Origin of the sequence: Streptomyces sp. NBC_00466, assembly GCF_041433995.1 — a bacterium.
Lineage (GTDB): Bacteria > Actinomycetota > Actinomycetes > Streptomycetales > Streptomycetaceae > Streptomyces.
Map to the genome: position 1 here is coordinate 2,457,176 of NZ_CP107896.1, position 13,589 is coordinate 2,470,764.

General features: G+C 69.9%; 16 protein-coding genes and 3 tRNA genes. 6 read left to right on the top strand and 13 right to left on the bottom strand.

Annotated features, from left to right (window positions below; all coding sequences use genetic code 11):
- Positions 1-127: 127 nt before the first annotated feature.
- The 6 genes from OG210_RS10735 to OG210_RS10760 form a co-directional block, all read right to left on the bottom strand.
- On the bottom strand, positions 128-685 hold the full coding sequence (locus OG210_RS10735; protein WP_328330154.1) for a TetR/AcrR family transcriptional regulator: 558 nt from the start codon (positions 683-685) through the stop codon (positions 128-130).
- 211 nt (positions 686-896) lie between these two features.
- Entirely contained in the window at positions 897-1,334 is a 438-nt protein-coding gene (locus OG210_RS10740; protein ID WP_328330152.1) for a MaoC family dehydratase, read from the bottom strand.
- Positions 1,335-1,336: 2 nt separating this feature from the next.
- Positions 1,337-1,789 (bottom strand): MaoC family dehydratase N-terminal domain-containing protein, encoded by a 453-nt coding sequence (locus OG210_RS10745; RefSeq protein ID WP_328330150.1) that lies wholly within the window; start codon positions 1,787-1,789, stop codon positions 1,337-1,339.
- A 151-nt stretch (positions 1,790-1,940) separates the two neighbouring features.
- Positions 1,941-2,105: a 50S ribosomal protein L33 gene (rpmG, locus tag OG210_RS10750; RefSeq protein ID WP_006604855.1), complete on the bottom strand. Its 165-nt coding sequence runs from the start codon at positions 2,103-2,105 to the stop codon at positions 1,941-1,943.
- Between the two features lie 85 nt (positions 2,106-2,190).
- Positions 2,191-2,263, bottom strand: a tRNA-Met gene (locus OG210_RS10755).
- Positions 2,264-2,307: 44 nt separating this feature from the next.
- Positions 2,308-2,380: transfer RNA gene (locus OG210_RS10760), tRNA-Thr, on the bottom strand.
- 295 nt (positions 2,381-2,675) lie between these two features.
- On the opposite strand from OG210_RS10760, the gene OG210_RS10765 reads away from it, so the two are divergent.
- The 3 genes from OG210_RS10765 (at position 2,676) to OG210_RS10775 (ending at position 5,322) form a co-directional block, all read left to right on the top strand.
- Positions 2,676-3,947 carry an amidohydrolase family protein gene (locus OG210_RS10765; protein ID WP_328330148.1) on the top strand — a complete coding sequence of 424 codons (1,272 nt, stop codon included), beginning with the start codon at positions 2,676-2,678 and terminating at the stop codon, positions 3,945-3,947.
- 170 nt (positions 3,948-4,117) lie between these two features.
- Positions 4,118-4,774 carry an SDR family oxidoreductase gene (locus OG210_RS10770; RefSeq protein ID WP_328330146.1) on the top strand — a complete coding sequence of 219 codons (657 nt, stop codon included), beginning with the start codon at positions 4,118-4,120 and terminating at the stop codon, positions 4,772-4,774.
- Positions 4,774-5,322 (top strand): GyrI-like domain-containing protein, encoded by a 549-nt coding sequence (locus OG210_RS10775; RefSeq protein WP_328330144.1) that lies wholly within the window; start codon positions 4,774-4,776, stop codon positions 5,320-5,322. Before OG210_RS10770 ends, OG210_RS10775 begins: the two co-directional genes overlap by 1 nt.
- A 137-nt stretch (positions 5,323-5,459) precedes the next feature.
- Here the strand turns inward: OG210_RS10775 and OG210_RS10780 are convergent.
- A tRNA-Tyr gene (locus OG210_RS10780) sits at positions 5,460-5,541 on the bottom strand.
- A 200-nt stretch (positions 5,542-5,741) separates the two neighbouring features.
- Between OG210_RS10780 and OG210_RS10785 the strand changes: the two genes are divergently transcribed.
- The 3 genes from OG210_RS10785 (at position 5,742) to OG210_RS10795 (ending at position 7,882) form a co-directional block, all read left to right on the top strand.
- Entirely contained in the window at positions 5,742-6,230 is a 489-nt protein-coding gene (locus OG210_RS10785; protein WP_266854321.1) for a YajQ family cyclic di-GMP-binding protein, read from the top strand.
- 361 nt (positions 6,231-6,591) lie between these two features.
- Positions 6,592-7,119 carry a methylated-DNA--[protein]-cysteine S-methyltransferase gene (locus OG210_RS10790; RefSeq protein WP_328330142.1) on the top strand — a complete coding sequence of 176 codons (528 nt, stop codon included), beginning with the start codon at positions 6,592-6,594 and terminating at the stop codon, positions 7,117-7,119.
- A 43-nt stretch (positions 7,120-7,162) separates the two neighbouring features.
- Positions 7,163-7,882: an alpha-ketoglutarate-dependent dioxygenase AlkB gene (locus OG210_RS10795; protein WP_371535991.1), complete on the top strand. Its 720-nt coding sequence runs from the start codon at positions 7,163-7,165 to the stop codon at positions 7,880-7,882.
- 116 nt (positions 7,883-7,998) lie between these two features.
- Here the strand turns inward: OG210_RS10795 and OG210_RS10800 are convergent, their stop codons facing one another.
- From OG210_RS10800 to OG210_RS10825, 6 genes are all read right to left on the bottom strand, one after another.
- Entirely contained in the window at positions 7,999-8,271 is a 273-nt protein-coding gene (locus OG210_RS10800) for a GlsB/YeaQ/YmgE family stress response membrane protein (protein WP_328330138.1), read from the bottom strand.
- A gap of 135 nt (positions 8,272-8,406) precedes the next feature.
- Positions 8,407-8,799 (bottom strand): YccF domain-containing protein, encoded by a 393-nt coding sequence (locus OG210_RS10805; RefSeq protein ID WP_328330136.1) that lies wholly within the window; start codon positions 8,797-8,799, stop codon positions 8,407-8,409.
- Positions 8,796-9,659, bottom strand: a complete 864-nt coding sequence (gene htpX, locus OG210_RS10810; protein WP_266854330.1) for a zinc metalloprotease HtpX — start codon at positions 9,657-9,659, stop codon at positions 8,796-8,798. The genes OG210_RS10805 and htpX overlap by 4 nt, the downstream gene beginning before the upstream one ends.
- 153 nt (positions 9,660-9,812) lie before the next feature.
- Positions 9,813-10,271 (bottom strand): MscL family protein, encoded by a 459-nt coding sequence (locus OG210_RS10815; protein ID WP_328330133.1) that lies wholly within the window; start codon positions 10,269-10,271, stop codon positions 9,813-9,815.
- Between the two features lie 173 nt (positions 10,272-10,444).
- Positions 10,445-11,959, bottom strand: a complete 1,515-nt coding sequence (locus tag OG210_RS10820; RefSeq protein WP_328330131.1) for an NADH-quinone oxidoreductase subunit N — start codon at positions 11,957-11,959, stop codon at positions 10,445-10,447.
- The gene (locus OG210_RS10825) at positions 11,956-13,587 is read right to left on the bottom strand and encodes a NuoM family protein (RefSeq protein ID WP_371540248.1); all 1,632 of its coding nucleotides are present in this window, start codon (positions 13,585-13,587) and stop codon (positions 11,956-11,958) included. Before OG210_RS10825 ends, OG210_RS10820 begins: the two co-directional genes overlap by 4 nt.
- Between the last annotated feature and the right edge of the window lie 2 nt (positions 13,588-13,589).

Below are 13,589 nucleotides of genomic sequence, written 5' to 3' on the forward strand. Positions count from 1 at the left end.
CCCTTGCTGGTTGGTCGAGTACTGGTTGGTTAGTTATTGATGACTAACTTTTGTGCCCATGGGCGCGCGCCGCCGCAGGAAAACCCACTCGCGAGCCGCCCGCTCACTGCCGCTCACTGCCGCTCACTCACCTCTTCGGCTGCGGCAACTCATCGAAGCCGGTCCAGACCCGGTGCTCCGGGGCGAAGCCCAGCGACACCAGCGTGTTGATCAGCATTCCGTACGCCAGGAACACCGTCGTCTCGTCGACGTCCGCACCCAGGGCCAGGTGGACCGCGTCGTACAGCCCCATCCACGCGGCGCGCACGGCCCGTCCGAACTCGCGGTCCCCCGACGCCGCGGCGGAGGCCACCGCGACATAGACCTGCATCTGCATCAGGAGCTTGTCCGGGTCCTCGGCGATGAGCGACTGGTAGGCCCGCCCCATGGCATGGTGGGCGTCTTCACCCTGCAGACCGTCGGCTGCCGCCAAGAGGACGGCCGACGTCTCCGCGACACAGCGCTCGGCGGCCGCGAGGAAGATGGCCCCCTTGTTCGGGAAGAGCCGGAAGAGATACGGCTGGGAGACGCCCACCCGCTTGGCGATCACCTCGGTGGAGGTGCCGTGATAGCCACCGCGGGCGAATTCGACCATCGCCGCACGGATGACACTCTCGCGCCGCTCCTCTGCGCTCATCCTGACCATACGAGAAAGTTAGTGGCCAATCACTATGTACGTCAAGGCCATAAGGCGGACTGCGGACGCGTACGCGAGGGACCCCGCCCCCACCCGCACCCGTTCACGTACGAGCAAGGGGCGCCCGCCTCCGCGAACGCCCCTTGCCACTACCGCCACAACCGCCCTGCCGCCGTACCGCACAGCAGACCCGCGCAGCAGCCCGCGTAACCGCGCCGCCTCAGGCGAGGCGGACCACCGCTCGGGACATGCCCAGCACCTTCTTGCCGTCACTCATCGCCGTGAGATCCACCCGCACCGTCTTGTCATCGGGCTCGCCGACGACAGCTCCGACCTTGGCGCTGACCTCGATCAGCGCCCCGTCGGCGTCGTTCGGAACAACCACCGGCTTGGTGAACCGGACGCCGTACTCCACGATCGCGCCCGGGTCCCCGACCCAGTCGGTCACCACCCGGATCGCCTCGGCCATGGTGAACATCCCGTGCGCGATGACGTCGGGCAGCCCGACCTCCAGCGCGAACTTCTCGTTCCAGTGGATCGGGTTGAAGTCGCCGGACGCACCCGCGTACTGCACCAGCGTCGCCCGCGACACCGGGAAGGACCGCGCCGGCAGCTCCGTGCCGACCTCGACGCTCCCGTAGGAGATCTTCGCTGTCACCGTCACGCCTCCCCGGCCGCGCGCGCGACCAGCTTCGTCCACGCCGTCACGACGTGCTCGCCGGACTCGTCGTGGACCTCACCGCGAATATCAATGATGTCGTTCCCGGCAAGGGACTTGATCGCCTCGATGGTCGAGGTGACCGTGAGCCTGTCCCCCGCCCGGACCGGGCGCCGGTAGACGAACTTCTGATCGCCGTGCACCACCCGCGTGTAGTCGAGACCCAGCTGCGGATCCTGGACGACGACGCCCGCGGCCTTGAAAGTGATCGAGAAGACGAACGTCGGCGGAGCGATGACGTCGGCATGACCGAGCGCCTTCGCCGCGTCCACATCGGTGTACGCGGGATTCGCGTCACCCACCGCGTCGGCGAACTCGCGGATCTTCTCCCGGCCCACCTCGTACGGCGCGGAGGGCGGATAGGTCCGCCCCACGAAGGACTGGTCGAGCGCCATGGCTCACTACCTCCTGGTGGAGTGCCGGGAATCGGAAAGAATCACAATAACCGCGAGTAACCGCAGAAATGACACGAGGCCGCCCCCGGTAAGGGGACGACCTCGTGTCTGTGCCTGTGGAGAGCTGTTCTTGTGGAAAGAACAGCCAGGATCAGCGCGTTTCGCGGTGCGCGGTGTGCGAGTTGCAGCGCGGGCAGTGCTTCTTCATCTCAAGACGGTCCGGGTCGTTACGCCGGTTCTTCTTGGTGATGTAGTTCCGCTCCTTGCACTCCACGCAGGCCAGCGTGATCTTCGGGCGGACGTCGGTGGCAGCCACGTGAGTGCTCCTTGGACGGATGGACGGATGAACGCATAAAAGAGTAGCCGATCGAAGGACCGAGCCCACCATCGGCTACCGTGTGTAGCGGTGACCGGACTTGAACCGGTGACACAGCGATTATGAGCCGCTTGCTCTACCGACTGAGCTACACCGCTTTGCTACGGAATCCCTCACCCGAAGGTGAGGGCTCCCGCACCAGAGCCCCAATACGGAATCGAACCGTAGACCTTCTCCTTACCATGGAGACGCTCTACCGACTGAGCTATTGGGGCGAGCGATGAAGACATTACACGGTCCTTCGCCGACTCCCAAATCCTTATGAAGGCCCCTCTCCGCCCCTATCCCCGCCCCTCTCCCCGCCCCCTTCTCCCCCACGGTGTCCCGCCACCCTCGCGGCCTCCACCAGCCCCTCCTGCCGCCGTTCGGCCCACGGGACCCATCGGCCACAGGAGTCACTCCCAGTACGACTAATCCGCCCCTCCTCGAAGCAGGACCGGCCTTCCCCATAGGCTCGCTTCACGCTGTGTGACCTCGTACGTCATGCCCGGCCCAGCACCCAGGAGCGCGATGCCCGACAGCCAGCCGCGGCCTCCCGAAGGAGCCACCGCAGACACCACCGCGCTCCTCCTCCGCGGGGCCCGCCTGGCCGACGGCCGCACCGTGGACGTCAGCATCAGCGACGGGCTCATCGAAGCCGTCGGCACCGCGGGCAGCCTCACCGCACCCGGCGCCCGCGCCTCCGCGTCCTCGTCCGCTTCCCACATCGAACTCGACGGCTACCTGCTGCTCCCCGCCCCCGCCGAACCCCACGCCCACAGCGACACCGCGCTGACCGCCGACGCCGGACCGGGACCGGGCCCCGCCACCACCGGTTCCGCCCCCGCCATCCAGCGCCGCGCCACCGAAGCCGCCCTCCTCCAGCTCGGACACGGCGCCACCGCCCTGCGCTCGCACATCCGCATCGGCGACGTCCAGGGCCTCGGCGCCATGGAGGCCGTGCTCCAGGCCCGGCGGTCGCTGCGCGGACTCGCCGACCTCACCACCGTCGCCGTGCCCCGGCTGCTCACCGGTGTCGCCGGTGCCGACGGCCTCGCCATGCTGCGCGACGCCGTGAAGATGGGCGCCACCGTCGTCGGCGGCTGCCCCGACCTCGACCCCGACCCGACCGGGTACACCCAGGCCGTCCTCGAAGTCGCCGCCGAACACGGCTGCGCCGTCGATCTGCACACCGAGGGTGACGACCCCGCCCGGCTCGCCCGGCTCGCCGCCATGTCCGGCGGACTGCGCCCCGGCGTCGCCATCGGCCCCTGCGGCGGGCTCTCCCGGCTCCCGCACGACACGGCGGTCCGCGCCGCCGGGCGGCTCGCCGCCGCGGGCGTCACCGTGATCTGCCAGCCCCAGGGCGGCTGCGGCGGAGTGGAGAGCCGCGGGACCGCGCCCGTACGCCTGCTCCGCTCGGCCGGCGTCCATGTCGCCGCGGGCAGCGGCGCTCTGCGCGACCTGGCCAACCCGGTCGGCCGCGGCGACCCCCTGGAGGCCGCGTACCTGCTCGCGTCGCAGAGCGGTCTGCGGCCCGACGACGCGTACAGCGCGGTCAGTTCGGCGCCGCGCGAGGCCATGGGGCTCCCCGAGGTACGGGTGGAGGCGGGCTTCCCCGCCGAGCTGCTCGCCGTGCGCGGGGACCAGCTCTCCGCGGTGCTCTCCCTCGCGTACAGCAGGATCGTCATCCACCGCGGGCGGGTCGTCGCACGGACCAACGCGGTACGCGAGTACTGCGACTCGACCACCCCCAGCGCACTCGAACTGCCGCGCCAGGGACGGGCCGGCACGGGGCCCTGAGCGCTGGACCCGGCGGTCGCCGAACCGTCTGTTGAACGCGCAACCGACCGGGCCGAGGCCCTGCGCCCACCGGCCCCCGGGGCACGACGGGGAACCCCCGCGCGGGCCGTCCCGTCACCCGCGCGGGCATTCCTGAGCGCGCGGGGCCGCCGGAGCGTACCGTCGGAAACATGCGCATTGTCATCGCAGGTGGACACGGTCAGATCGCGCTGCGGCTGGAGCGGCTGCTCGCCGCGCGCGGCGACGAGGTCGCGGGCATCATCCGCGCCGCGGGGCAGGCCGACGACCTGAGATCCGCGGGCGCCGAACCGGTCGTACTCGACCTGGAGTCGGCCACGGTGGACCAGGTGGCCCAGGCCCTTTCCGGCGCCGACGCGGTGGTCTTCGCGGCGGGTGCGGGCCCCGGCAGCACCATCGAACGCAAGGACAGCGTCGACCGCGACGCGGCGGTCAAACTCGCGGACGCCGCCGAACAGGCCAGCGTACGCCGTTACCTCATGATCTCTGCCATGGGCGCCGACACCGCCCACCGGGGCGACGGGGTCTTCGACGCCTACCTCCGGGCCAAGGGTGCGGCGGACGAAGCCGTACGGGCCCGCCGCACCCTGGAGTGGACGGTGCTGCGTCCCGGCGCGCTGACCGACGACGCGGGCACCGGACACGTACGCCTGGAGGCCAGGACCGGCCGGGGCCGGATCCCGCGCGACGACGTGGCCGCGGTACTCGCCGAGCTGGTCGAGACCCCGGCGACCGCGGGTCTGACCCTGGAGCTGATCGGCGGATCGGTGCCGGTGTCGGTCGCCGTGAAGGACGTGGCGGGCAACTGATGCAGAACCCGCCGGTGGTCGTCGAGCGTGCGGCGCAGCCGTACGCCGCGATCCGGGAGACCGTCACCATGGACACGCTCCCGGTGATCGCCGACCGGCTGGTGGAGGTGTTCGGCAGGCTCGCCGATCGCGGGATCGAACCGGCGGGGGCGCCCTTCTTCCGGTACGACGTCATCGACGTGGAACGCGGCATGGAGATCGAGGCGGGCGTGCCGGTGGCGCAGCCGCTGGAGGCGGCGGGCTGGGGCGTCAACGAGGCCGACGCCGACGCGGGTGAGGTCTTCACCGGCACGCTGCCCGCGGGCCGGTATCTGACGGTCACCCATATCGGGCACCCGGACGAGCTGTTGGGGGTCACCGCGGGTCTGCTGGAGTACGCGGCGGCGCGCGGCATGGAGTGGGACATGGAGAGGGCCGACGTCGTCGAGGAGTGGGGCTGCCGGCTGGAGATCTACAAGACGGATCCGCGGGAGGAGCCGGACATGTCCAAGTGGGAGACGGAACTGGCGTTCCGGCTCGCGGACCCCGGCAAGCAGCAGCAGCGCTAGCAGGAGCCACGGCCGTGGGACAAGGACGGGCCTGCCTGCCTGTCTACCTGCCTCAAAGGGCCCGAAATCCAGCCCGAAAACCAGCCGGAAAACCAGAAAGCCTCTGACCAGAAATGCTGGTCAGAGGCTGATTCCAGTGGCGGCGCCAGGGTTCGAACCTGGGTAGGCTGAGCCGGCAGATTTACAGTCTGCTCCCTTTGGCCACTCGGGCACACCGCCGGGGTTTTGTCGCTGCGGATCCGCGTGCTGCGGGAGTCCGTGGCAACGACGTAAACGATACCTGATGACACGGGGTGCTTCGCCACCCGATTGATCAGGGACGGGCGGGGCCTGCCGCGGCGCAGCCCTTAGGCTTGCGCGGAACAGGCCGGGACACCGTTCGTGCCCCTCAACACACCCGATACAAGGAGCCACAGGACATGGCCGACTCCAGTTTCGACATCGTCTCGAAGGTCGAGCGGCAAGAGGTCGACAACGCCCTCAACCAGGCCGCCAAGGAGATCTCTCAGCGTTACGACTTCAAGAACGTCGGCGCCTCCATCGACTGGTCGGGCGAGAAGATCCTGATGCAGGCGAACACCGAGGAGCGGGTCACCGCGATCCTCGACGTCTTCCAGACCAAGCTGATCAAGCGCGGGATCTCGCTCAAGGCGCTGGACGCGGGCGAGCCGCAGCTGTCCGGCAAGGAGTACAAGATCTTCGCCTCCATCGAGGAGGGCATCTCGCAGGACAACGCCAAGAAGGTCGCGAAGGTCATCCGCGACGAGGGCCCCAAGGGCGTCAAGGCGCAGGTCCAGGGCGAGGAACTGCGGGTCAGCTCCAAGAGCCGGGACGACCTGCAGGCTGTGCAGGCGCTGGTGAAGGGCAAGGACTTCGACTTCGCGCTGCAGTTTGTGAACTACCGCTGACCAGCCGGCCCGACCCGCACGGACGCCGCTGGGCGGACTTCACGGGGCACGACGGGGGCACATCGCCGAGGGCCGCCTCGACGGCGGCCCGCGTCGTGCCCCTCGTCGTCGGTCCACAGGTGTGTGCAGCACCACGGGCCACCGACGGCCCCAGGCCCGGGCGCGGCACCACGCGGGGCCGCGCCTTCGTATCGGGCGGCCGATGCCTTTCCCTCGTTCGCGAGGTGCGGTGGCATGGGGCGCGGCAGGCGGCGTGACCCATGACGTCCGAAATCCGCCGGTCCGGATGCTCGGGGGGCGGCAGACTCGTAGGTGTCCCGGTGGAACGGCCGCTGGGACGCTGTGAGGAAGGGAGCGACCGATGGCTGTCCGCACAACGGTCTGGACGACGGTCGGCAGCCCGCTCGGTGACCTGCTGCTGGTGGGCGAGGAATCGGCGGACGCCCGGGGCGGGGTGGCGCTGGTCTCGCTGTCGGTGCCGGGCCAGAAGGGCGGGGTGACCGCCGAGGACGCCGCCGCCGCGGGGTGGCGCCGGGATCCGGCCGTGTTCACCTGGGTCACCGACCAGCTGCGGGCCTATTTCGCCGGTGCGTCGACCCGGTTCGAGATCGACTACGCGGGTGGCGGAACCGACTTCCAGCAGCGGGTGTGGGCCGCGCTGGACGGTCTCGCGTACGGCACCACGGTGTCGTACGGGGAGCTCGCGGGGAGCATCGGGCTCTCGGGCGCCGGAGTGCGCGCCGTGGGCACCGCGATCGGGCGCAATCCCCTGCTGGTCGTACGGCCGTGCCACCGGGTGATCGGGGCCGACGGGGCGCTGCGCGGGTACGCGGGCGGGCTGGAACGCAAGCAGTGGCTGCTGGGGCTCGAAGGGGTGCCCGCGTCGTGACGGGGTGGTGTGCCGACCCGGGCCGCGGGGTGGGTACAGCCGGATGACCGGGCTGTACCCGCGGGACAGGGTGGAGGTCGCGCCCGGTGCGGTGCATGTTCCGGAGTGGCTGTCGGTGGAACGCCAAAGGGAGTTGGTCGCCGCGTGCCGCGGGTGGGCGCGGGGGCCTGTGCCGCTGCGGCATACGCGGCTGCCGGGCGGGGGCGTGATGTCCGTACGGACGGTGTGCCTGGGGTGGCACTGGCAGCCGTACCGGTATGCGCGTACCGCCGACGATGTGAACGGCGCACGGGTGGCGGAACTCCCGGGCTGGCTGGCGGAGTTGGGGCGGTCCGCAGTGGCTGAGGCGTACGGGGGCGGCGGCCGTGCCGGAGATGCCGGGGTGCCGGTCGGGGCCGGAGATACCGGGGGTGCCGGGGCGTACGCGCCCGATGCGGCGCTCGTGAACTTCTACGACGGTGACGCACGGATGGGCATGCACCAGGACAAGGAGGAGCGGTGCGCTGCTCCGGTGGTGTCACTGAGCCTGGGCGACACGTGCGTCTTCCGTTTCGGGAACCCGGAGGGGCGGGGGCGGCCCTATACGGATGTGCGGTTGGCGTCCGGGGATCTGTTTGTCTTCGGAGGACCTTCGCGGTTCGCGTACCACGGTGTCCCGAAGGTCCTTCCGGAGACGGCTGATCCGGCGGTGGGGCTGCTCGGCGGGCGGTTGAACATCACGCTGCGGGAGACGGGGCTCGGTGGCCCGGCCGACTGCGGCTGATCAGGGTCGGCCACGGGTGATCAGAGGCGGCCACGGGTGATCAGTGGTGGCCCGGGCCGCCCCGGTACGAGGGTGTGCCGTCAGCGGGGGGGGATGCAGTCAGCGCAGGTGCGCGGTCAGCGGTGTGAACGGGAGTTGCCGAAGAGCACCCGGTAGACGACCAGCAGGACGAGTGCGCCCGCGATGGCGGAGATCCAGGTCGCGCCGTCGTAGAAGTGCTTCGCCACCGGGTGGTGGAAGAAGTGCGAGGCGCCCCATCCGCCGACGAAGGCTCCCACGATGCCTATGAGGGTGGTGCCGACGAGACCTCCCGGGTCACGGCCGGGGAGCAGGAACTTGGCGATGGCCCCTGCGAGCAGTCCGAGGATGATCCAACTGATGATTCCCATGAACAGAGCCTGCCTTACGTTCGGTGTCTTAAACAGGGACGTCGAGGCGGCACTGCTGGTTGCGTCGCTGGTCGCAGACGTGTGGTCGCAGGAACAGGTGGTGCGGGCGTGGCGAGTTCCGCCGTCCGGCGCTGCTCAGCGGGCGGCGAAGGGCTGGTCCGTGGGGACGATCTCCTTGCCCAGCGGCATCAGGGAGACCGGGATCAGCTTGAAGTTCGCGATGCCCAGGGGGATGCCGATGATGGTGATGCACAGGGCGACGCCGGTGAAGATGTGGCCGAGTGCGAGCCACCAGCCGGCGAGGACCAGCCACAGGACGTTGCCCACGCAGGACGGGGCTCCGGCGTCGGTGCGGTCCACCGCCATGTAGCCGAAGGGCCAGAGCGCGTAGACACCGATGCGGAACGCGGCGATCCCGAACGGGATGCCGATGATGGTGATGCAGAGCAGTGCGCCCGCGAGAAGGTAGCCGAGGAACATCCAGAAGCCGCACAGGATGAGCCAGATGATGTTGAGGATGGTCTTCATGTCCGGGGACCTGCCATCTGTTCGAGTCGGGAGATGCGCTCCGCCATGGGCGGGTGTGTGGAGAACATCTTGGACAGTCCCTGACCGGGGCGGAAAGGGTTCGCGATCATCATGTGACTCGCGGTCTCGATCCGGGGCTCGGGGGGCAGCGGCAATTGTTTCGTACCGGCTTCGAGCTTGCGCAGCGCGCCTGCGAGGGCGAGCGGGTCGCCGGTGAGCTGGGCACCCGACGCGTCGGCCTCGTACTCGCGTGAGCGGCTGACGGCCAGTTGGATGAGGGATGCGGCCAGCGGCCCCAGGATCATGATCAACAGCATACCGATGAGGCCCGGGCCCTCGTCGTCGTCGGAGCGGCCGACGGGGATGAGCCAGGCGAAGTTGACCAGGAACATGACGACGGAGGCCAGGGCGCCGGCGACGGAGGAGATCAGGATGTCGCGGTTGTAGACATGGCTGAGCTCGTGGCCCAGGACTCCGCGCAGTTCGCGTTCGTCGAGGATCTGGAGGATGCCCTCGGTGCAGCAGACGGCGGCGTTGCGCGGGTTGCGCCCGGTGGCGAAGGCGTTGGGCGCCTGGGTCGGCGAGATGTAGAGCCGGGGCATGGGCTGGCGGGCCGCGGTGGAGAGCTCGCGGACGATGCGGTAGAGCGCCGGGGCCTCGAATTCGCTGACGGGCCGGGCCCGCATGGCGCGCAGGGCGAGCTTGTCGCTGTTCCAGTAGGCGTACGCGTTGGTGCCGAGCGCGACGACGAGCGCGACGATCAGACCCGTACGGCCGAAGAAGCTGCCGATGACGATGAGGAGGGCGGACAGCCCCCCGAGGAGGACAGCGGTCCTCAGCCCGTTGTGCCGGCGGTGCACGGTACGCCCTCCAAGTCGTGCGGCGGGGAACCTTCGCTCAGTGGCCCAGTCCACTGTCCACTGTCCAGTGGACCCTCCCTCACTGGTCAACGCCAGGCGAGGGAGGCTAGTTCCCTTGTGCGCGCGGCCCGTGCTGTGCGCCGTACGGGTGGGTCAGCCCTGTGCGGGGACCTTCACCAGTGCCAGGGCCTCGGGCACGGGCTCGACCTGGCTGGTGCAGTGGGCGCAGCGGGAGGCGACGGCCGGGATCTCGGTGTAGCAGTACGGGCAGTCGCGGAGGGCCGCCTTGATGTCGACGGGCTTGTCGGCGGTGAAGCGAGACTGGATCTTGGCCAGCGGGACGACGACGCAGAAGTAGAGGACTGCGGCGGTCACCAGGAAGGCGACTCCGGCGTTGATGAGGAGGCCGTAGCGGAAGGTGGCGCCGTCGACGGTGAACTCGGCCTTGCTGAAGTCGCCCATCGCGGAGCTGGTGGCGAGGCCGATGAGGGGCGTGATGAAGGCGGTGCTGAGTGCGGTGACGACTGCCGTGAAGGCGGACCCGACTGCGAGGCCGATGGCCAGGGAGATGACGTTCCCGCGGAGGATGAAGTCTTTGAACCCGCTCAGCACTGGTTGCTCCTTGATTCGGTGGGTTTCGGTGGTTTCAGTGGCTTCGGTAGTCCTGCGCGCTGCTCTCGGACGCGCCCTTCGGTGTCGCTCTCCGGCGGCGTACTGCCTCCGCCCCGGGGCGTGCGCCGGAGCGCCGTCCGTGGTGTGAGCCCGGCGGAAGACCGTAGCAAAACTCAGAAGAGGCTGCCGGACGCGAAGTGCAGGACCAGCTGGGGGGCGACGGAGAGTACGGCTCCTGCGGCGGCCGCGAGAGCGACAGTGAGCGTGAGCGGGACAGGGATGCGCAGGCCGGGGTGGGTGTCGCCGGCCGCGGACCCGGTCCGGGCCGCGGCGGCCCGGGGTGTGCGGAACAGCACAGCCGTCCAGCGGAGGTAGTAGTACAGGGCGATGACGACGTTGACGGCCATGACCGCGGCGAGCCAGCCGAGACCCGCGTCGACCGCGCTCTGGAAGACGGTGACCTTGGCGAAGAGGCCGATGATGCCGGGGGGCAGTCCGGCCAGGCACAGCAGGAAGAAGGCGAGCGCCAGCGCGGTGAAGGGCCGCGTGGCGTAGAGGCCGCGGTAGTCGCTCAGGCGCCTGCCGGGGCGGGAGCGGGCGACGAGGGCCACGGTGGCGAACGCGCCGAGGTTCACGACGGCGTACATGAGGGCGTACGCGACGGTGGAGCCGATTTCGCGGTCCGAGGTGTATCCGGCGGCGGCGATCGGCACCAGGAGGTACCCGGCCTGGCCGATGGAGGACCAGGCGAGGAGCCGGACGGCGCTGTGGGCGCGGGTGGCCTGCTGGCGGAGGGCGGCGGTGTTGCCGACGGTCATGGTGAGCCCGGCCAGCACGGCGACTGCCGGGCCCCAGATATTGGCGTACCCGGGGAAGGCGACGACGGTCACGAGGATCAGCCCGGAGAAGCCGACGGCCTTCCCGATCACGGAGAGGTAGGCGGCGACGGGCAGAGGCGCGCCGACGTAGGTGTCGGGGGCCCAGAAGTGGAAGGGCGCGACGGCCGTCTTGAAGGCGAAGCCGACCAGAGTGAGGACGACGCCGGCCTCGGCGAGGGTGTCGAGCTGCGGGTCGACCTGGGCTGTGGCGATGCGGGTGAGGTGCAGGGTGCCGGTGGCCGCGTAGACGAAGCTCACGCCGAGCAGGGTGACGGCGGTCGCCGTGACCGAGGACAGGAAGAACTTGAGGGCCGCTTCGGAGGAGAGGCGGTTGCCGCGCTTGAGGCCGACGAGGGCGAAGGCGGGCAGCGAGGCCACTTCGAGGGCGACGACGAGGGTGGCGAGGTCCCGCGACGCGGGCAGCAGCGCGGCTCCGGAGGCGGAGGCGAGCAGCAGGAACCAGAATTCGCCGGCCGGGAGGCGGTCGCCGCCGGTCTCGCTCATCGAGAGGAGTGCGGTGAGCAGAGCGCCGCCGAGTACGAGCAGCTGGATGGCGAGGGTGAAGTGGTCCGCGGTGTAGCTGCAGGCTCCGTGGTCGGTGGTGAGGCAGAAGGTGGAGCGGTTGCCGTGGCGCAGGGGCAGGAGCATGAGGACGGCGGCGGCGAGTCCGGCGACCGCGGTCCAGCCGAGGAGCGGCTTGCGGTGGTCGGGGACGAAGAGGTCGGCGACAAGGATGATCAGCGCGGTCGCGGCGACGATGAGGGGCGGGGCGATCGCGAGCCAGTCGACGGACTGGACGAGGGAGGTCATGCCTTGCCTCCTGCGAGGAGCTTCTGCACGGCCGGGTCGGAGAGGCCGAGGAGGGCCGCGGGCCACAGGCCGGCGAGGACGGTGAGTGCGACGAGCGGGCTCCAGGTGGCGAGCTCGTAGCCCTGGACGTCCTGAATGTTCCGGATGTCCGGGATTCCGTGGATCTCGTGGGTCTCGTGTGCTTTCCCTGCCTCGGATGTTTCCGGTGCGTCGCGTGCTTCGTGTGTGGTCTGTGGTGCGCTTCCCATGCAGACGCGGCGTACGACGACGAGGAGGTACGCGGCGGTGAGCAGGGTGCCGAGGGCCGCGAGCGACATGAAGGTGAGGAAGGCCGGGCGGCTGAGCCCCCTGGCCGGGTCGAAGGCGCCGAACATGGTGAGCATCTCGCCCCAGAACCCGGCGAGCCCCGGCAAGCCGAGTGAGGCGACGGCGGCGAAGGCGACGAGGCCGCCGAGCCGGGGTGCCCGGCCGTAGAGGGCGGCGCCGGTGGCTCCGGCAAGCGTGTCGAGGTCGGCGGTGCCGTACCGGTCCTTGAGCGCGCCGACGAGGAAGAAGAGCAGCCCGGTGATGAGGCCGTGGGCGATGTTGGCGAAGAGCGCGCCGTTGACGCCGGTGGGGGTCATCGACGCGATGCCGAGGAGTACGAAGCCCATGTGGCCGACGGAGGAGTAGGCGATGAGCCGCTTCAGGTCGCCCTCGTTGCCCCGCCGGGCGAGCGAGAGGCAGGCGAGCGATCCGTAGATGATGCCGACGACGGCGAAGGCCGCGAGGTAGGGGGCGAAGGTGTGCATGCCCTCGGGTGCGATGGGCAGGGCGATGCGGACGAATCCGTAGGTGCCCATCTTGAGCATGACTCCGGCGAGGAGGACGGAGCCGACGGTGGGCGCCGCGGTGTGGGCGTCGGGGAGCCAGCTGTGCAGCGGCCACATCGGGGTCTTCACGGCGAGGCCGATGGCGATGGCGAGGACCGCGAGGACCTGGGTGGTGTGGGTGAGGTCGCGGCCGTTGTCAGTGGCGAGTGCCACCATGTCGAGTGTGCCGCTTTTCACGCCGATGAGGAGGATGCCGAGCAGCATGACGACGGAGCCGAGCACGGTGTAGAGGATGAACTTCCAGGCGGCGGCGGTGCGTTCGGCGCCGCCCCAGCGGGCGATGAGGAAGTACATCGGGATGAGGACCATCTCGAAGGCCAGGAAGAACAGCACCAGGTCGAGGACGGCGAAGGTGGCGAGCGTCCCCGATTCGAGGAAGAGGACGAGAGCGACGAACGCCTTGGGGGACGGGCCCGCGGGGGGCTTGAAGCAGGAGTAGAGCGCGCAGAGGAAGGTCAGCAGCGCGGTCAGTACGAGAAGGGGGAGCGAGATGCCGTCCGTACCCAGATGGATCCGGACATGGAGCGCCGGGATCCAGCTGATGTCGGTGGTGGCCTGCATCTTCGACGGATGGTCGCGGTCGAAGCCGAGCGCGAGGACGACCGCGGCGATGAGCACGGTGCCGGTGACGATCACACCGTGGCGGAGCACCGCCTGCTGGGGTGTCCTGCCCCTGAGCCCGGGCGGTGCGGGCAGAAGCGCGGCGACGGCGCCGATGACCGGGGCGGCGACGATGAACGCCAGAAGGAACTGCATCA